This window comes from Methylotenera sp. N17, assembly GCF_000799155.1.
Taxonomy (GTDB): Bacteria; Pseudomonadota; Gammaproteobacteria; order Burkholderiales; family Methylophilaceae; genus Methylophilus.
In genome coordinates this window covers 29,552-46,877 of sequence record NZ_JUGE01000001.1, presented here as the reverse complement: position 1 = coordinate 46,877, position 17,326 = coordinate 29,552, and the positions used below count along the sequence as shown (strand labels likewise).

23 protein-coding genes are annotated in these 17,326 nt (G+C 47.1%); 1 reads left to right on the top strand and 22 read right to left on the bottom strand.

Annotated features, from left to right (window positions below):
* From FG11_RS00265 to FG11_RS00255, 3 genes are all read right to left on the bottom strand, one after another.
* Positions 1–1,302 (bottom strand): cytochrome b, encoded by a 1,302-nt coding sequence (locus tag FG11_RS00265; protein WP_088177912.1) that lies wholly within the window; start codon positions 1,300–1,302, stop codon positions 1–3.
* A gap of 17 nt (positions 1,303–1,319) precedes the next feature.
* Positions 1,320–1,940, bottom strand: coding sequence for a ubiquinol-cytochrome c reductase iron-sulfur subunit (petA, locus tag FG11_RS00260; protein ID WP_025223660.1), 621 nt, complete (start codon positions 1,938–1,940; stop codon positions 1,320–1,322).
* 116 nt (positions 1,941–2,056) lie between these two features.
* On the bottom strand, positions 2,057–2,803 hold the full coding sequence (locus tag FG11_RS00255; RefSeq protein WP_047532502.1) for a Nif3-like dinuclear metal center hexameric protein: 747 nt from the start codon (positions 2,801–2,803) through the stop codon (positions 2,057–2,059).
* Between the two features lie 45 nt (positions 2,804–2,848).
* Here FG11_RS00255 and FG11_RS00250 point away from each other — a divergent pair, with 45 nt between their 5' ends.
* Positions 2,849–4,003, top strand: a complete 1,155-nt coding sequence (locus FG11_RS00250; RefSeq protein ID WP_020183631.1) for a Do family serine endopeptidase — start codon at positions 2,849–2,851, stop codon at positions 4,001–4,003.
* A gap of 4 nt (positions 4,004–4,007) precedes the next feature.
* On the opposite strand, the gene tatC is transcribed toward FG11_RS00250, so the two are convergent.
* The 19 genes from tatC to FG11_RS00155 all read right to left on the bottom strand — a co-directional run bounded on the left by tatC (position 4,008) and on the right by FG11_RS00155 (position 17,224).
* Positions 4,008–4,739: a twin-arginine translocase subunit TatC gene (gene tatC, locus FG11_RS00245; RefSeq protein ID WP_020183630.1), complete on the bottom strand. Its 732-nt coding sequence runs from the start codon at positions 4,737–4,739 to the stop codon at positions 4,008–4,010.
* A 22-nt stretch (positions 4,740–4,761) separates the two neighbouring features.
* The gene (tatB, locus tag FG11_RS00240; protein ID WP_025223657.1) at positions 4,762–5,181 is read right to left on the bottom strand and encodes a Sec-independent protein translocase protein TatB; all 420 of its coding nucleotides are present in this window, start codon (positions 5,179–5,181) and stop codon (positions 4,762–4,764) included.
* A gap of 5 nt (positions 5,182–5,186) precedes the next feature.
* Positions 5,187–5,399 carry a Sec-independent protein translocase subunit TatA gene (gene tatA / locus FG11_RS00235; protein ID WP_020183628.1) on the bottom strand — a complete coding sequence of 71 codons (213 nt, stop codon included), beginning with the start codon at positions 5,397–5,399 and terminating at the stop codon, positions 5,187–5,189.
* A 39-nt stretch (positions 5,400–5,438) separates the two neighbouring features.
* Positions 5,439–5,771, bottom strand: a complete 333-nt coding sequence (locus FG11_RS00230; RefSeq protein ID WP_047532501.1) for a histidine triad nucleotide-binding protein — start codon at positions 5,769–5,771, stop codon at positions 5,439–5,441.
* Between the two features lie 69 nt (positions 5,772–5,840).
* The gene (locus FG11_RS00225; protein ID WP_025223655.1) at positions 5,841–6,161 is read right to left on the bottom strand and encodes a phosphoribosyl-ATP diphosphatase; all 321 of its coding nucleotides are present in this window, start codon (positions 6,159–6,161) and stop codon (positions 5,841–5,843) included.
* Positions 6,154–6,537 (bottom strand): phosphoribosyl-AMP cyclohydrolase, encoded by a 384-nt coding sequence (hisI, locus tag FG11_RS00220; RefSeq protein WP_047532500.1) that lies wholly within the window; start codon positions 6,535–6,537, stop codon positions 6,154–6,156. Before hisI ends, FG11_RS00225 begins: the two co-directional genes overlap by 8 nt.
* Entirely contained in the window at positions 6,537–7,301 is a 765-nt protein-coding gene (gene hisF / locus FG11_RS00215; protein ID WP_020183624.1) for an imidazole glycerol phosphate synthase subunit HisF, read from the bottom strand. The genes hisI and hisF overlap by 1 nt, the downstream gene beginning before the upstream one ends.
* On the bottom strand, positions 7,301–8,041 hold the full coding sequence (gene hisA, locus FG11_RS00210) for a 1-(5-phosphoribosyl)-5-[(5-phosphoribosylamino)methylideneamino]imidazole-4-carboxamide isomerase (RefSeq protein ID WP_025223652.1): 741 nt from the start codon (positions 8,039–8,041) through the stop codon (positions 7,301–7,303). Before hisA ends, hisF begins: the two co-directional genes overlap by 1 nt.
* Before the next feature lie 49 nt (positions 8,042–8,090).
* Positions 8,091–8,735, bottom strand: coding sequence for an imidazole glycerol phosphate synthase subunit HisH (hisH, locus tag FG11_RS00205; RefSeq protein WP_047532499.1), 645 nt, complete (start codon positions 8,733–8,735; stop codon positions 8,091–8,093).
* Positions 8,736–8,752: 17 nt separating this feature from the next.
* Positions 8,753–9,340: an imidazoleglycerol-phosphate dehydratase HisB gene (gene hisB / locus FG11_RS00200; RefSeq protein ID WP_025223650.1), complete on the bottom strand. Its 588-nt coding sequence runs from the start codon at positions 9,338–9,340 to the stop codon at positions 8,753–8,755.
* A gap of 142 nt (positions 9,341–9,482) precedes the next feature.
* Positions 9,483–10,364, bottom strand: coding sequence for a 3-hexulose-6-phosphate synthase (hxlA, locus tag FG11_RS00195; RefSeq protein WP_025223649.1), 882 nt, complete (start codon positions 10,362–10,364; stop codon positions 9,483–9,485).
* A gap of 211 nt (positions 10,365–10,575) precedes the next feature.
* Positions 10,576–11,634 (bottom strand): histidinol-phosphate transaminase, encoded by a 1,059-nt coding sequence (gene hisC / locus FG11_RS00190; protein ID WP_047532498.1) that lies wholly within the window; start codon positions 11,632–11,634, stop codon positions 10,576–10,578.
* A gap of 10 nt (positions 11,635–11,644) precedes the next feature.
* Positions 11,645–12,940, bottom strand: coding sequence for a histidinol dehydrogenase (hisD, locus tag FG11_RS00185; protein ID WP_020183618.1), 1,296 nt, complete (start codon positions 12,938–12,940; stop codon positions 11,645–11,647).
* Between the two features lie 19 nt (positions 12,941–12,959).
* Positions 12,960–13,595 (bottom strand): ATP phosphoribosyltransferase, encoded by a 636-nt coding sequence (gene hisG, locus FG11_RS00180; protein WP_020183617.1) that lies wholly within the window; start codon positions 13,593–13,595, stop codon positions 12,960–12,962.
* A gap of 1 nt (position 13,596) precedes the next feature.
* Positions 13,597–14,862 (bottom strand): UDP-N-acetylglucosamine 1-carboxyvinyltransferase, encoded by a 1,266-nt coding sequence (gene murA / locus FG11_RS00175; RefSeq protein WP_020183616.1) that lies wholly within the window; start codon positions 14,860–14,862, stop codon positions 13,597–13,599.
* 22 nt (positions 14,863–14,884) lie between these two features.
* Positions 14,885–15,199 (bottom strand): Grx4 family monothiol glutaredoxin, encoded by a 315-nt coding sequence (gene grxD / locus FG11_RS00170; RefSeq protein ID WP_020183615.1) that lies wholly within the window; start codon positions 15,197–15,199, stop codon positions 14,885–14,887.
* A gap of 44 nt (positions 15,200–15,243) precedes the next feature.
* Entirely contained in the window at positions 15,244–15,495 is a 252-nt protein-coding gene (locus FG11_RS00165; protein WP_020183614.1) for a BolA family protein, read from the bottom strand.
* 38 nt (positions 15,496–15,533) lie between these two features.
* Positions 15,534–16,322 carry an ABC transporter permease gene (locus FG11_RS00160; protein ID WP_020183613.1) on the bottom strand — a complete coding sequence of 263 codons (789 nt, stop codon included), beginning with the start codon at positions 16,320–16,322 and terminating at the stop codon, positions 15,534–15,536.
* Positions 16,319–17,224 (bottom strand): ABC transporter ATP-binding protein, encoded by a 906-nt coding sequence (locus FG11_RS00155; RefSeq protein ID WP_020183612.1) that lies wholly within the window; start codon positions 17,222–17,224, stop codon positions 16,319–16,321. Before FG11_RS00155 ends, FG11_RS00160 begins: the two co-directional genes overlap by 4 nt.
* Positions 17,225–17,326 lie beyond the last annotated feature (102 nt).

Here is a 17,326-nt window from a genome sequence, read left to right as displayed (position 1 = left end):
TTAATGCGTTACCCTTTCTGGCACTGGCTTTGTTTTATCACGCTTGGTATACCAAGGCATTAACGCAAAGAACAGGAAATACACCGTCATACAAATACGTGCGACCACGGTTGCACGATCAGCCTTACCCATCCACGCGCCAAACTGACCCCAAACATCTGCGGGCACGGTACCTAAATAACCCAATATCAAGAAGCTCACGACAAATGCAGCTAGCCAGCGTTTGTAGAGCGCACCACGGTAGCGAATCGACTTGACCGCACCTCTGTCTAACCAAGGCAAGAATGCAAATACTACAACTGACAAGCCCATGGCGACTACACCAGGGAACTGTGAGATACCAATTGGCGGCACAGCACGCAAGATGGAGTAGTAAGGTGTGAAATACCAAACAGGGGCAATGTGCGCAGGCGTTTTCAATGGATCTGCCGGCACAAAGTTATTGGCCTCTAGGAAGTAACCGCCCATCTCCGGCGCAAAGAACACAATGGCTGCAAACACCATCAAGAACACCACCACACCCACCAAGTCTTTAACAGAGTAGTAAGGATGGAATGGAATACCATCTAATGGAATGCCTGTTTTTTTATCCTTGTGCGCTTTGATTTCTACACCATCCGGGTTGTTTGAACCCACTTCATGCAAGGCAATCAAATGCACAGCTACCAAGCCCAACAACACCAAAGGTAGCGCAATGACGTGAAAGGCAAAGAAACGGTTCAATGTCGCATCCGATACCAAATAGTCACCACGCAACCACTCAGACAAATCCGGACCAATGAATGGCACTGTAGAGAACAGGTTCACAATTACTTGCGCACCCCAATAGGACATTTGACCCCATGGCAGCAGGTAACCAAAGAATGCCTCACCCATCAACACTAAGAAAATGCCTACACCGAACAACCAGATCAATTCGCGGGGTGTGCGGTATGAACCGTAGATCAAACCGCGGAACATATGCATATACACCACCACAAAGAACATGGAAGCGCCGGTGGAGTGCATATAACGAATAATATTGCCGCCAAACACATCACGCATAATGTACTCAACAGAGGCAAACGCTTGTTGCGCATCTGGTTTGTAATGCATGGTCAGAAAAATACCGGTCACAATTTGCATGACCAATACTAACAATGCTAACGAACCAAAGAAGTACCAAAAGTTAAAATTCTTAGGTGCGTAATATTCGGTGAGGTGATTTTTGATGTTACTGGTGAGTGGGAAACGCGCATCCACCCAATCTACAACACCTGCCAGACCGCCTGTAGTAGTGGCGGTAACTTTTTGCTCTGCCATAGGACTATTTTTCATTTCTAGGCCTCCGCCTTTTTATCTACGCCGATTAACAATGTAGTATCAGTGAGATATTGATGTGGTGGCACCACCAAGTTAGTCGGCGCAGGAGAGCCTTTAAACACACGGCCAGACAAATCGAATTTAGAACCGTGACATGGACAGACAAAACCGCCATCCCAGTCTGCCGTCTCCGCAAAGTTAGCATTAGGCGAGCAGCCCAAATGGGTACAGGTACCCAACATCACGGCGTATTTTTCATTGATTGCGCGGCCTTTGTTTTTACAATACTCAGGCTGTTGCGGCACATTCAGGTCAGGGTCAGACAACTGATTCTTGTGCGCATCTAACTTTGCAAGCATTTCCTCCGTGCGGTGGATAATCCACACCGGTTGACCACGCCACTCAGCCGTCATCATGCTACCAGCCTCAATTTTACTAATATCCACCTCAACTGGCGCGCCTGCTGCTTTTGCACGCTCACTCGGCAACATACTGCCAACAAAAGGTACGGCCACGGCAGCAACACCGACTGCACCAGTGGCAGCAGTCGCCTGAATGAGGAATTTACGTTTTTCTACATCAACTTCGGAGGGCGGCTGAAACGAGAGCCCGTTGGCGTCATGTTTGGTGTCTGACATTGGCTTCCTTAACTTGCTCTTTTGGAGCAATTTTTACAGGTTAAACAAAAACAGGATTATACATTTTTTTATTGGCACATCCAAATTTTATTGGATAAGTATTTGATAAATATCAATTAAACAGGATTATCAATATCGACAAATTCGTGACTTAAACCAAATTGATTGGCTAAATGAACGCCCAAGGCCTGAATACCATATCGCTCGGTTGCATGATGGCCCGCTGCCATGTACGCCGTATTGGATTCACGCACGGCATGGACGGTTTGCTCCGATATCTCACCACTGATAAACAGATCCACTTCGGCGGCAATCGCCACATCAATATACTGCTGCGCCGCCCCGGTACACCACGCCACAGTCTTGATTAAAGATCGGGTGCTTGGAATAATTTGAGGCACTCTACCCAATCTTTCAGCCACATACAGGCTAAGTTGCTCAATAGAGAGCGGCTGCGCCAGCGTCGCTTTGGCGATCATCTGCTTATCATCCAGCCATGCTTCTATATCAAATCCCAGCTGCTGTCCCAACATCACGTTATTGCCAAATTGTGGGTGGGCATCTAGCGGCAAATGATAGGCGAACAGATTGATGTCGTGCTGAAGCAGGGTTTGGATTCTTTGCTTTTTAATACCCACAATTTCCGGCGGCTCGCCGCGCCAAAAATAGCCATGATGCACCAGAATTGCATCTGCATTTCTCTTAACCGCCGCATCTATCAGCGCCTGCGAAGCGGTCACCCCGGTCACAATACGTTGTATCTCGGATTTTCCCTCTACCTGCAGACCATTTGGGCAGTAGTCATTAAAGCGAGCGGGCTGTAAAATATCCTTCAAATACAAGTTAAGTGCGCTTAATTTCATATCATTTCCAATATACTGAGTTATCTTTATTTACCTGAAGGTGTTATGCGTAAAATTTGGCTTATTTTTGCACAATCTGTGACCGCCTGCTTGGGCCTTTTGTTTGTATTAAGAATGTTCTACCCGGAACTGCTTGCCATCAAGTCTGCTCCCGTCATTATCAAACAAGTCGAGCCTACAGCAAAAGTAGAAACTAAAGGAGGCTACAGTTTAGCGGCTGAAAAAGCCATGCCCACCGTCGTCAATATTTTCACCTCCAGCAAAGTAGCCAGCACAGACCCTAACCAACAATATCTGGACGACCCCTTGTTTAGGCACTTTTTTGGCGATCAGCTGAATAATCAGGAAGCCCAACCAGAAAGCAGCCTTGGTAGTGGCGTGATTGTCAGCGCGCAGGGCCTGATCATGACCAACAACCATGTCGTCAATACTGCAGACGAGATTGAAGTTGCACTGGCCGATGGCCGCAAACTTTCTGCCAGAGTAGTGGGCACAGATCCGGAAACGGATTTGGCCGTACTCAAAGTGGACGCAGATAACCTGCCTGCGATTACGTTTGCCAATAGCGAAAAACTCAAAGTGGGTGATGTGGTATTAGCCATCGGCAATCCGTTTGGCGTTGGCCAAACTGTTACGCAAGGTATTATCAGCGCGCTTGGCCGCAACCATTTGGGCATAAATACATTTGAAAATTTCATTCAAACCGATGCCTCCATCAACCCAGGCAACTCTGGTGGCGCACTGATTGACGCCGATGGTAATTTAATCGGCATTAATAGCGCGATTTACTCTCGCAGCGGCGGTAGTATGGGCATTGGCTTTGCCATCCCCGTCAGCATCGCCAAGCAGGTCATGGAGCAAATCACACTCACCGGCAGCGTCACCCGCGGCTGGATTGGGATTGAAGCGCAAGACATTACACCGGAATTGGCTGAGTCTTTTAAACTGGACAAAGCGGAAGGCTCTCTGATCGCTGGCATTTTGCGTGACAGCCCTGCTGATGCGGCAGGGTTAAAGCCCGGCGATATTTTGGTATCCATCAATGGCAACAAGGTGACGGATAGCGAGTCTATGTTGAATCTGATTGCGGTATTACAGCCAAAGCAGAAAGCAACGCTAGGCATTGTCAGAACGGGAAAATTGATTGAAGTGGAGTTGCTGGTTGGAAAACGCCCCAGACCAGTAGCGGCAAAAAGATAGTAAGTTAAGCTTGTATACTATTGGCTTTAGGTTGCGTGTATTTCACTACCAATACACCTAACTCATAAAGCAACCACAGCGGTACTGCCAGCATAAACTGCGAGATGATATCCGGTGGTGTAAAGATAGCGCCTAAAATAAACGCGCCCACCACTACATAACCACGCGCCTCTTGTAACTGAGCTACCGTTACCCAACCAAAGCGGGCAACCAGCACGACAGCAATCGGCACTTCAAACGCCAGGCCAAACGCCATAAACAAAGTCATGACAAAATCCAGATATTCGGAAATATCTGTCATCACCGCGACCCCGGCTGGCGCGCTCCCCACAATAAAGCCAAATACCACGGGGAACACCAAGAAGTATGCAAACGCCATCCCAAGCATAAACAATAGTGTGCTGGCAACAATCACGGGCAACATCAACTTTTTTTCATGCGCATACAGGCCAGGCGCAATAAACGACCACACTTGATAAATGGTATGGGGTAACGAAATCACAAAAGCCGCCATCATGGCCACTTTCATCGGCACAAAAAACGGTGTTGTCACTGCAGTGGCAATCATCTGGCCGCCTGCAGGCAGCTTGGCTAGCATGGGCGCTGCCAATAGGCTGTAGATACGGTTTGCAAACGGAAATAGCCCAATAAACACCAGTACAAACCCTAGCACAATCCGCAACAAGCGGTTTCTGAGCTCGATTAAATGTGAGATAAAGGATTCTGTTGGGGTCATATCGGCGTCTATTGCTAATGCGCTATTCTGGCTGCGCAGGTTTCTTGCTGACACGCGCACGTTTTACCTTAGGCGTAGACAACGCATCATCACCGGCGGCAGGTTGGGATTTTTTGATTTTGGGGCTTGCTTTTCTTTTAGTGGCAGGCTTGGAAACAGGGGCTACAACATCATCCATAGTGGTGTCTTGCAGAGATTGTACGCCCGCCATAATGCTGGATTCAGTTTGCAAAGCAGCACTATTGACTTCTTGCTGGAGCTTTTGCAACTCTTCAAAACGCATTTCGCGATTCACTTCATCTTTTACCTGCGCAACAAATCGCTGCATGCGCCCGGTATAAGCACCCAATGTACGCGCTAGCTTTGGTAATTTCTCCGGACCAATCACCAACAGTGCCACAACTGCAATGACAATCAACTCCGAAAATGAAATATCAAACACGGCGACTATTGCTTAGTTTTATGTGTGACTTCGCCTTCAATCGTCTTACCAGCACTTTCATCAGCAACCTCAGGTGACTGACCATCTTTCACGGCTTTTTTAAACTCATTTACTGCGCCACCTACATCACTACCAATATTGCGTAGTTTTTTAGTACCAAATACCAGCACAACAATTAGCAACACAATCAACCAGTGCCATAAACTAAATGAACCCATGATAATCTCCTTAATTTGTGTAACGTCTAGGCGCAGGCATCAACTGCCTGCAGGCCCGCCACCAAATACGTGTATATGTAAATGAAAAACTTCCTGCCCACCTTCGCGGCCAGTATTGATGAGCGTTTTAAACCCTGCCAAGCCTTGCGCCTCTGCCAGCTTGGGCACCAGTAGCAACATCTTGCCCAACAAGTCTTGATGACTTGCATTACACTCTTTCAGGCTAGGCACATGTAATTTCGGCACAATTAAAAAATGTACCTTGGCCATGGGTTTGATATCAAAAAACGCAATCACGTCTTCATCTTCATAGATTTTTTTTGATGGGATACTACCCGCCAATATTTTACAAAAAATGCAATCTTCATCCATGTCCTACACCCCGTTACTGCCAAACAATTGTGGTTAAGTCACAACCAATCACATTTAATCTTTGACTACCTAGTCTTTAGGTCTGGCATTCTTTTCATCAATGCCGGACAACCCTTCTCTGCGCGCCAACTCATCTAGAATTTCTTGCGGCTGAATATTGTGATGCGCCAGCATCACCAATGTATGAAACCAGAGGTCTGCCGTTTCGTACACAATCGCTTCACGCTGTCCATCTTTGGCGGCGATGACAGTCTCGGTCGCTTCCTCACCAATCTTTTTGAGAATGCTGTCCAAACCTTTGGTATACAGCTTGGCTACGTAGGACGTGGTTGGATCTGCAGATTTACGCTGCTCCAACAACTCTGCTAATCGACTCAAGACATCACTCATGATAAATCTCATTGGGGTCTTTTTTCACCGCTTGGTCAATCAACCAAGTTTGATTATCTAGTTTTTTGAAAAAACAATTATGACGACCCGTATGACAAGCAATACCCCCCACTTGCTCAACGCGTATCAGAATGACATCTTCATCACAGTCTAATCGAATTTCATGAATTTTTTGTATATGGCCGGACTCTTCACCTTTATGCCACAATTTTTGACGAGAACGTGACCAATAGACCGCTTGCTGCGTCTCTTCTGTGAGTCTTAGTGCTTCGCGATTCATCCAAGCGAACATCAACACCTTACCGGTGTCGTGCTCTTGTGCAATCACAGGCACCAAGCCACTTTCATCCCAATTTACTTCATCCAGCCAAGCCATTATCGCACCTCAATACCATGTTGCTGCATATAGGTTTTTGCTTGCTCTACTGTGTATTCACCATAGTGGAAGATGCTGGCAGCAAGTACGGCATCTGCACCACCGAGCGTGACACCATCAACCAAATGTTGCAAGTTACCCACACCCCCTGATGCAATGAGCGGTACATCGACCGCATCTGAAATGGCGCGGTTTAGCGGATTGTTAAATCCAATTTTGGTGCCATCGCGGTCCATGCTGGTCACCAACAACTCGCCTGCACCCAGACTCACCATATGCTGCGCCCATTTCACTGCATCTAAGCCAGTTGCCTTACGCCCGCCATGGGTAAATACTTCCCACTCGAATGGCTGATTATCTACCTTTTTTGCATCAATGGCGACCACGATGCATTGCGAACCAAAGCGACTGGCGGCATCCTGCACCACTTGAGGATTGAGTACTGCAGTCGTGTTAATGCTGACTTTGTCTGCACCAGCATTCAATAAACGACGCACATCTTCCACCTGACGCACACCACCGCCTACTGTAAGAGGAATAAATACTTGAGAAGCAACTTCTTCAATGATATGTAAAATCAAATCACGATCATCAGAACTCGCAGTGATATCCAAAAAGGTAAGCTCATCCGCACCTTGATCGTTATAGCGCTGTGCAATCTCGACCGGATCACCTGCATCACGCAGCTCTAGAAAGTTAACGCCCTTGACCACACGACCATTAGTGACATCTAAACAAGGAATAATGCGCTTGGCTAATCCCATTAGGCGCTCAGCTCGTCCGCTAAGGCTTGTGCTGCAGCAAAGTTCAAAGTGCCTTCGTAAATGGCGCGGCCAGTGATGGTACCAATGATGCCTTCTTTAGCCACGGCGCATAATTTGCGCACATCATCCAAATTGGTCACGCCGCCGCTGGCAATCACCGGAATCGTCAGGGCCTGCGCCAATGCGACAGTCGCTTCGATATTGACGCCCGTCAACATGCCATCGCGTCCAATATCGGTATAGACAATACTTTCAACGCCATAATCTTCAAACTTCTTGGCTAAATCAATCACATCGTGCCCAGTGAGCTTGGACCAACCATCCACAGCAACTTTGCCATCTTTTGCATCTAGCCCTACCATAATTTGGCCGGGGAATGCATAGCAGGCTTCGTGCAAAAAGCCAGGATTTTTGACAGCCGCAGTACCGATAATGACGTAACTAATGCCATCATCCAAATAGCGCTCAATCGTATCTAAATCGCGAATACCGCCACCCAACTGGATAGGAATATCACCACCCACTGCACTGACGATGGACTTAATCGCCCCTTCGTTCACCGGCTTACCTGCAAAGGCACCGTTTAAATCCACCAAGTGCAGGCGTTTTCCACCTTGATCCACCCAGTGTCGCGCCATAGCGCCGGGGTCCTCAGAAAAGACTGTGGACTCCTCCATTAAACCTTGTTTTAAACGAACACAGTGGCCGTCTTTGAGATCGATTGCGGGAATGATAAGCATGGTAGTGATAAATAGGCGTTAGAAAAATCAATAAAACAAGCGTAAACGGTTAAGGGTTCCAGTGTACGAAATTACGTAATAATTGTAACCCCGCTTTTGCACTTTTTTCAGGGTGAAACTGTACTGCAAACAAATTATCTTTGGCAATGGCACAGGTAAATGGCTTAGGGTAGTCCGTGATACCCATGACCAACCCAGATTCATCTGGGCATACATAGTAGCTATGCACGTAATAAAAGCGCTCATTGTCTGCGATATCTTGCCATAAAGGGTGCTGATTTGGTTGTTGCACCTGATTCCATCCCATGTGCGGAACTTTCAACTTGCGGCCTTCTGCATCATGCATATCTACTGCGGCAAAACGTTTCACTTGCCCCGCAAACACACCCAACCCTGCTGCGTTCCCTTCTTCTGAGCGCTCAAACAACATTTGCAGGCCGATACAAATACCTAAAAATGGTTTCTGTTGCGTCGCTTCAATCACAGCCTGCCTTAAGCCACGCGAGTCCAACTCACGGATACAATCAGGCATCGCCCCTTGTCCCGGAAATACGACGCGATTCGCTTGGTGAATCTGCTGTGGGTCACTGGTGACGACCACATTCAAATCAGGTGCTACATGTTCCAGTGCTTTAGACACCGAACGCAGATTGCCCATGCCGTAGTCCACTACGGCGATATCGATATTTTTCATTTCAGTAGCAACAAGTGTTATAAGCTGCCTTTGGTGGATGGCATAATGCCTGCCATACGTGGGTCATGCGTCACTGCCATGCGCAAAGCACGGCCAAACGCCTTAAAAATCGTCTCCGCTTGATGGTGCGAGTTATGCCCCTTGAGATTGTCAATATGCAAGGTGACCAGTGCGTGATTGACAAAACCCTGGAAGAACTCATGGATCAGATCCACATCAAACTCACCAATGGCGGCGCGCGTAAATTCACAGCTAAATTCCAAGCCGGGACGGCCTGACAAATCCAACACTACGCGACTCAATGCTTCATCCAATGGCACATAGGCATGACCATAGCGGTTAATGCCTTTCTTGTCTCCCAATGCCTTTAAGAAAGCTTGGCCCAATGTGATGCCAATATCTTCTACCGTGTGATGCGCATCAATATGCAAATCACCTTTCGCCTGCACTTGAATATCCATCATGCCGTGACGCGCAATCTGGTCCAGCATGTGATCTAAAAAGCCTAAACCAGTATTAAATTGCGAAACGCCCGACCCATCGAGATTAATGGAAACCGTGATTTGTGTCTCTAAGGTATTGCGGGATATTTCTGCTTGACGCATAGCCATGTCATCTTTATAAAAAATTACAAACTAAAATTATGATAATCAATCATTTAACAGCATTTTAACCTAAACAGCGCTACGCTGGCAAAATGCAAATAAAAAAGCCGACCACCGGTCGGCTTTTCAATCGAATAATCGATTATTGTGCTGCTGCTTCTGCAGGTGCTGCCTCTGCCGGAGCCGCTTCAGCTGCTGGCGCAGCCTCGGCTGGTGCTGCTTCTGCAGGTGCCGCTTCAGCTGGAGCTGCTTCTACCGCTTGCTCAGTTGCTGCTGGCGCTTCTGCCGCTGCTTCTTCTGGTGCTTTATTGTTCAATAAAGACAACACTAACAATGCTGCACCGATTGCGATTGCCCAAGGCAACCATTTAAAACCACCTGCTGATGCGCTAGCGCCGTGTGCTAAACCAGTAATTTCTTTTGCTGAAGCTGCTGGATCTGCTGCACCGTAAATCGCTGCGCCTGCTACTACGATATCTGCACCTGCATCTACCACTTGTTTTACAGTTGCGGCTTTTACACCACCTGCAACAGATACTTTAGCGCCTGTTTTCAAGCCAGTGATTAATGCTAAGTCAGCAAATGGTGTTTGACCTGCAGCTTGTTGGTCTAAACCAGTATGTACGCCAATGATGTGTGCGCCTAATTTAGCAACTTCTAATGTACGGGCTTTTTTGTCAGCAACGTTGATTAAGTCAACTTGTGCTTGTTTGCCGTATTTGTTAGCAACGTCGATTACACCTTTGATTGTACCGATATCTGCTGTACCCAATACTGTCACGATGTCTGCACCAGCTTTGTAAAAAGGCTCAGCCTCATAAAAACCAGCATCCATTGTTTTCAAGTCAACTAAGATTTTGTTGTTTGGGAATTTAGCGCGTAAAGTCTTAAGTAATTCAATACCATTATGCTTAATGCAAGGTGTACCGATTTCTAAAATGTCCACATGTGGAGCAACTTTAGCCGCCAATGCAACTGTTGCGTCAAAATCTAGTGAATCTAATGCCATTTGGGTTTGTGCCATGATGCTTCTTCCTCCGAACTCGCTCAATATTCGATTAAAAATTTAATATTTTGTAGTATGTAGAATTAAATTTTACAAAATACCATTTGCACGTTTTGTACATTCTCGCATCATAACCGCAATTGATGTGTTTTTTCAACAATTTAGTCACGTCAAATTAAGATTTTGTTACAAATAGAAGGCAAAAGCCCGGTTTACTGGACCAGTTTGACTAAACAATTGATTTTAATGCATTCACTAGATACTCTGATTGCGCATCGGTGCCGATGGTAATCCGTAAATATGGTGCAATACGTGATGGTTTTTTGAAGTGCCGCACAATGATATTTTGCTCTCGCAGCTTGGCGGTGAGTGCATCACCTGCGTGCGCAGGATGTTGAGCAAAAATAAAATTAGCGCCCGATGGTAGCACTTCAAACCCCAAGGCTTGCAGCTCTTTAATTAAATGGGTGCGTGTAGCCACGACCTGCGCGCAAGCTTGGTTAAAATAGGCATGATCTTGCATCGCCGCTACGGCACCGGCTTCGGCAAAACGGTCTATCGGGTAGGAGTTAAAGCTATCTTTCACTCGAATCAACGCCTCAATCAAATCCGGATGGCCAAGTGCGTAACCTACCCGCAGACCTGCAAGCGAGCGCGCTTTAGAAAGCGTGTGTGTTACCAGCAAATTAGGATATTGTTGAATCAACTGTACCGCAGACTCTGTACCAAAGTCGACATAGGCTTCGTCTACCACCACCACCGAATGTTGATTCGCTTTAAGTAAGCGCTCTATTTCTGACAATGCGAGCGGGATGCCAGTAGGTGCATTCGGGTTAGGGAAAATGATGCCACCATTAGGCCGCAAATAGTCGTCAATGTTGATTTCAAAGCGCTCATTCAGCGCAATTGGCGCATATTCAATACCATACAGGCCACAATACACCGGGTAAAAGCTATAAGTAATATCTGGGAACAATAGAGGTTGCTCATGCTGAAACAGTGCATGAAAAGCGTGTGCGAGCACTTCATCCGAACCATTACCCACAAACACTTGATTGTTTTGCAGTCCATGATATTCGGCAATCGCGGTTTTTAACCGGTCAGAATTTGGATCCGGATACAAGCGCAGTGTCTCTGCTGCCTCTGCCTGCAATGCAACAATCACCTTAGGACTTGGACCATAAGGATTTTCATTGGTATTCAGTTTGACTAAGTTAGTGAGTTTAGGCTGCTCGCCTGGCACATAAGGTGTCAGCTGGTGTACGATTGGGCTCCAATACTTACTCATCGTGCGTGACTCACTTCAAACGATATTCAGCAGAACGGGCATGCGCTTGCAAGCCCTCACCATAAGCCAGTGTGGAGGCGATTTTACCTAGCGTTTGTGCGCCAGCAGATGACACCATAATCAAGCTTGAGCGCTTTTGGAAATCATATACACCCAATGGTGAGCTAAAGCGTGCCGTGCGCGAAGTAGGCAACACGTGATTAGGCCCAGCGCAGTAATCGCCAAGCGCTTCACAGGTATCACGTCCCATAAAGATAGCACCGGCGTGCTTAATTTTTTGGCTAAAAGCATATGGCTCCTCCACAGACAACTCCAAATGCTCAGGTGCAATGTAGTTACTGATGTCTGCCGCTTCTTCCAAACTTTTCACTAAAATCAGTGCACCGCGATTCTCCAAAGAAGTGCGGATGATGTCTTGGCGCGGCATCTCTTTCACTTGTTTTTCTATGCTCGCCGCTACCGCATCCAGAAAGTCTGCATCTGGTGATAGCAATATGGATTGCGCCAATTCGTCATGCTCAGCCTGACTAAACAAGTCCATCGCAATCCAATCCGGATTAGTTTTGCCATCACAGATGACTAAAATCTCAGACGGACCCGCTACCATATCAATCCCCACCACGCCGAACACACGACGTTTTGCAGCGGCCACATAGGCATTGCCAGGCCCTGTGATTTTATCGACTTGCGGTACTGTTTCTGTACCATACGCCAACGCACCTACCGCCTGCGCACCGCCGATACAGAATACACGGTCTACGCCAGCAATAGCTGCCGCTGCTAGTACCAACGCATTCTTTTCACCATTAGGGGTTGGCACCACCATGATGAGCTCTTTTACGCCCGCCACTTTGGCAGGAATGGCATTCATCAATACACTAGAGGGGTATGCCGCTTTACCACCGGGCACGTACAAGCCCACCCTGTCTAATGCAGTCACTTGCTGACCCAACAGCGTACCATCGGCTTCTGTATAGCTCCATGATTGCATCACTTGCTTCTCATGATAGCTACGTACACGGTCTGCAGCCGCTTGCAAAGCTTCGCGCTGCGCTGCGGGCAAACCTTCTAACGCCGCAATTAATTCAGCCTGGGATAGCTCTAATTCAGCCATACCTTGAGCATTGGTTTTATCAAAGCGATTGGTATATTCCAACACCGCAGCATCGCCGCGTGCTTTTACATCCTTTAGGATATTGGCTACAACTGTATCCACACTGTCGTCTTGTGCGGTTTCAAACGCCAGCAAGGCTTTTAAATCTTGGTCAAAAGAGGTGTCTAAGGTCGATAAACGTCTGATGTTCATGCTTATTTACTTTCGAAATCTACTGGATAGCTTGTGCAAAGCTATCGATAATCGGCTGCAATTGTGCGCGATTGAGCTTAAGTGAAGCCTGATTGACAACCAAGCGTGAGCTGATTGCGCCAATCTCCTCTACTGCTTGTAGATGATTGGCGCGTAAAGTACCACCAGTACTCACCAAATCTACAATCGCGTCAGCCAACCCTACCAAGGGGCCCAATTCCATCGAGCCGTACAACTTAATCAAATCGACATGCATGCCTTTGGCTGCAAAGTGCTCGCGTGCGGTTTTCACGTACTTGGTCACCACCTTTAGGCGTGCACCTTGACGGATACTGGCCTCGTAATCAAAGCCTTCTCTCACCGCGACCATCATCTTGCATTTGGCAATATTTAAATCCAATGGTTGATACAAACCTTCGCCACCATGCTCATCCAGTACATCTTTACCGGCAATGCCAATATCGGCTGCGCCATATTGCACATAGGTAGGGACATCGGTAGCACGCACAATAATCAGGCGTACATCGTCACGGTTGGTAGGTAAAATCAGTTTGCGCGAAGATTCCGGATTTTCCAATGCATGGATACCCGCCGCTGCTAGCAGTGGCGTGGTTTCTTCAAAAATGCGACCTTTACTTAAGGCGATGGTAATCATATCAGTGAGAACGACGCACTTTGGCGCCAAGTTTAGTTAATTTTTCTTCTAGGAATTCGTAGCCACGGTCTAAATGGTAAATACGGTCAATCACCGTTTCACCATCCGCCACTAAGCCAGCCAATACCAAACCAGCAGAGGCGCGCAAGTCAGTGGCCATCACATTCGCGCCTTCTAGTTGTGGAATGCCTTTGACCAGTGCGGTATTGCCCTCTACATTAATATCTGCGCCCATGCGTTGCAACTCTTGCACATGCATAAAACGATTTTCAAAGATAGTTTCCACCACCGTCGACACGCCTTCTGCAATAGTATTCATGGCCATAAATTGCGCCTGCATATCGGTTGGGAAGGCTGGATGCGGCGCTGTACGAATATTGACTGCCTTGAGTTTACCGTTACCTTTTACCGTAATGCTGTCAGCCGTCTGAGTCACGGTTACCCCTGCTTCGCGCAACTTTTCAATCACCGCTTCCAGTAAGTCAGGGCGTGCATTACGCAAAGTCACATCGCCGCCAGTCATGGCAGCAGCCACCATATAAGTGCCCGCCTCAATACGATCACAGACAATATTATGGGTTGCACCGGTTAATCGCTCGACACCTTCAATGGTAATCGTGTCGGTACCCGCACCTTTGATGTTGGCACCCATTTTATTTAGGCATTCGGCCAAATCCACAACTTCCGGCTCTTTAGCAGCATTTTCTAGCACGGTCGTGCCTTGTGCCAACGCCGCCGCCATCATCAAGTTCTCTGTACCAGTCACCGTGACCAGATCCATATAGTATTTGGCACCTTGCAACCTGCGGTTAGGCAGATGCAAGGTGCTGGCTTGAATATAGCCATGCGTAATATGAATCGCGGCACCCATGGCCTGCAATCCTTTAATATGCAAATCTACCGGACGAGACCCGATGGCGCAGCCGCCTGGCAAAGACACACGTGCACTGCCAAAACGCGCTAACAAAGGACCTAACACTAAAATAGAAGCGCGCATGGTTTTCACCATTTCATAGGTCGCCTCAAACGAGGTCACATCACTTGCGTCCAAACTCACTTTATCTGCATTGCGCGTCACTTTTACGCCCATGGTATCGAGCAATTTAAGCGTGGTATCAATATCTTTCAGTGCAGCCACACTGGTTAAGTGCAGTGGTGTTTCTGCCAACAAAGCAGCACACAAAATAGGCAATGCTGCATTTTTAGCACCGGAGATGACGATCTCGCCGTTTAATGTGGCGCCGCCTTCAATAATGAGTTTATCCAAAATGTTTTATCCGTTCCGATATTTAGCTTTGTGTGCCGCCGAGCAAGGTTTGCAATTCACCGCTCTCGTACATGGCACGCATAATATCAGCCCCGCCGATAAACTCACCTTTCACGTACAACTGTGGGATTGTTGGCCAATTAGCATATTGCTTAATGCCTTCGCGAACTTCCTGATCCTGTAACACATCCACCGCAGTATATTGTGCACCGCATGCATCTAGAATCTGCGTGGCCAAATTAGAAAAGCCACATTGTGGGAACTTTGGGCTCCCTTTCATATATAGCACCACATCATTGGTGGTAACGGTTTCTTTGATTTTTGCTTGTGTATCCATTTTTACTTACTCTCCGAACTGAATCTGATATTACGCAATCGCTTTTATGCGGTTGCGTTTAATTGTTGCCACTGTTGTGGGGTATAGGTTTGCATGGATAACGCATGAATTTCAGCACGCATGCGATCGCCCAAGGCTTGATAAACTAACTGATGTTGTTGCACCATGCGTTTACCTTCAAACGCGGCACTGACAATCACCGCCTCAAAATGGGTGCCATCATCGCCCAGCACGCGGATAAACTCACAGGACAAGCCTTGCTGTATATAACTTTCTAATTGCTGTGCACTTAACACGCGTTAACCTCTTCAATTTATTTACATTTGGCGACGTATTAGCCGCGCAATTTATAGCCTGATTTTAACATTTTTAGGCATGCCCATGCTAATGCGATTAAAAATGCCATGACCACGACTAGGCTAATCCATGGTGACACATCACCTTGACCGAAAAAACCATAGCGGAATCCGTCAATCATGTAAAAGAACGGATTGAATTTTGATACGACCTGCCAAAATGGCGGCAAAGAGTGAATCGAATAAAACACGCCCGACAGAAAAGTAAGCGGCATGATAACAAAGTTCTGAAACGCCGCCATTTGATCAAACTTATCCGCCCAAATGCCGGCAATAATACCAAAGGTACCCAGCAAGGCGCTGCCCAATAAGGCAAATACGAATATCCACATCGGATGCACCAGTGGCACATCCACAAACCAGATGGACACCAGATAGATACTTAAACCTACAAACAGACCACGAATAATAGATGCTGCTAGAAATGCTGAAAAAAACTGCAGATAGGTCAGTGGCGTGAGCAGAATAAACACCACATTGCCCATTACTTTAGATTGGATAAGGCTAGACGAGCTATTGGCAAACGAGTTCTGCAATAACGACATCATGATTAAACCAGGTACCAGAAAAGCGGTGTATGGCACACCTTTATACACCTGCACATGATCAGCCAGTACATGCGAAAAGATCAGCAAATACAGCAGCGCCGTAAGTACCGGAGAAGCGACAGTTTGGAAGGCAACACGCCAAAAACGCAGCAATTCTTTTTTAAACAAAGTGTAAGGGCCGCGCCAAGCAGACGGAATATTTGCATCAATCAGTTTCATACCCCTCCCACCAGCGACATAAACACATCTTCCAAATCCGCTTCTATCAATTGCATATCTTCGATGTCAACATTGGCTTTACGTAACTCCGCCAAGGCAAATTCCACTTGCGTCAAATCTGATAACGCGAGTGTAAACACGCCAAGCTCGCCGTGTTTAAGCATAGGCAATAAAGCTGGCGGCAAATGTGCGCCTTTGAGCGTCAAGCGCAGATTTTTACCTGCGTGTGATTTCAGTAGATTAGCGGTAGTATCCAACGCGACTATTTTGCCTTGTTTCATCATCGCCACGCGCTCACACAAGGTTTCCGCTTCTTCCAAATAATGCGTGGTGAGAATAATGGTGTGCCCTTCGCGATTGAGTTGCTTGATAAAGCCCCACAACATTTGACGCAACTCCACATCCACACCCGCGGTCGGCTCATCTAGCACAATGACTGGGGGACGATGCGCAAGCGCTTGCGCAATCAGTGCGCGCCGCTTCATCCCGCCTGATAGTTTACGCATATTGGTGTGTGCTTTATCGGTCAGGCCGAGCCCTTCAATCACCTGATCCACCCAGGCATCATTTTCAGGACCGTGGCCGAAATAACCCGCTTGAAATCGCAACATTTCTCGCACATTAAAAAAGGGATCGAACACCAACTCCTGTGGCACCACGCCCAAAGCCATGCGCGCCTGTTGATAATCGGCTATAACATCGTGCCCCATAATACTTACGTGACCTATAGTAGGCCTAAGCAGACCTGCCATAATATTAATCAGCGTAGATTTGCCTGCGCCATTGGGGCCTAGCAGTGCAAAAAACTCGCCCTGCTCAATGCTTAAGTCAATGCCATTCAGCGCATTGAGTTGCCCAAATTGCTTATGTACATCATGTATTTGTATTGCTGGTGTTTTCAAAACAAACGTTCATCCGTTTAGGTGTTAATAAAGTTAAAGCATAGATAAAAAAACTAAACCCCAACCCTTTAAATAAGGACTGGGGTCACCCAAAACAACTAC

Bases quoted from the DNA above. Each gene is read 5' to 3' on its own strand.
- FG11_RS00265 (WP_088177912.1), bottom strand. From the start codon at position 1,302: ATGGCAGAGCAAAAAGTTACCGCCACTACTACAGGCGGTCTGGCAGGT.
- tatA (WP_020183628.1), bottom strand. From the start codon at position 5,399: ATGGGTTCATTTAGTTTATGGCACTGGTTGATTGTGTTGCTAATTGTT.
- FG11_RS00255 (WP_047532502.1), bottom strand. From the start codon at position 2,803: ATGAAATTAAGCGCACTTAACTTGTATTTGAAGGATATTTTACAGCCC.
- hisB (WP_025223650.1), bottom strand. From the start codon at position 9,340: ATGCGTCAAGCAGAAATATCCCGCAATACCTTAGAGACACAAATCACG.
- hisG (WP_020183617.1), bottom strand. From the start codon at position 13,595: ATGATTACCATCGCCTTAAGTAAAGGTCGCATTTTTGAAGAAACCACG.
- hisF (WP_020183624.1), bottom strand. From the start codon at position 7,301: ATGGGATTAGCCAAGCGCATTATTCCTTGTTTAGATGTCACTAATGGT.
- hisD (WP_020183618.1), bottom strand. From the start codon at position 12,940: ATGAACATCAGACGTTTATCGACCTTAGACACCTCTTTTGACCAAGAT.
- hisA (WP_025223652.1), bottom strand. From the start codon at position 8,041: ATGCTTATCATTCCCGCAATCGATCTCAAAGACGGCCACTGTGTTCGT.
- hxlA (WP_025223649.1), bottom strand. From the start codon at position 10,364: ATGGCACAAACCCAAATGGCATTAGATTCACTAGATTTTGACGCAACA.
- FG11_RS00250 (WP_020183631.1), top strand. From the start codon at position 2,849: ATGCGTAAAATTTGGCTTATTTTTGCACAATCTGTGACCGCCTGCTTG.
- FG11_RS00160 (WP_020183613.1), bottom strand. From the start codon at position 16,322: ATGAAACTGATTGATGCAAATATTCCGTCTGCTTGGCGCGGCCCTTAC.
- FG11_RS00230 (WP_047532501.1), bottom strand. From the start codon at position 5,771: ATGGATGAAGATTGCATTTTTTGTAAAATATTGGCGGGTAGTATCCCA.
- hisH (WP_047532499.1), bottom strand. From the start codon at position 8,735: ATGAAAAATATCGATATCGCCGTAGTGGACTACGGCATGGGCAATCTG.
- tatC (WP_020183630.1), bottom strand. From the start codon at position 4,739: ATGACCCCAACAGAATCCTTTATCTCACATTTAATCGAGCTCAGAAAC.
- hisC (WP_047532498.1), bottom strand. From the start codon at position 11,634: ATGAGTAAGTATTGGAGCCCAATCGTACACCAGCTGACACCTTATGTG.
- FG11_RS00225 (WP_025223655.1), bottom strand. From the start codon at position 6,161: ATGAGTGATGTCTTGAGTCGATTAGCAGAGTTGTTGGAGCAGCGTAAA.
- hisI (WP_047532500.1), bottom strand. From the start codon at position 6,537: ATGGCTTGGCTGGATGAAGTAAATTGGGATGAAAGTGGCTTGGTGCCT.
- grxD (WP_020183615.1), bottom strand. From the start codon at position 15,199: ATGGATACACAAGCAAAAATCAAAGAAACCGTTACCACCAATGATGTG.
- petA (WP_025223660.1), bottom strand. From the start codon at position 1,940: ATGTCAGACACCAAACATGACGCCAACGGGCTCTCGTTTCAGCCGCCC.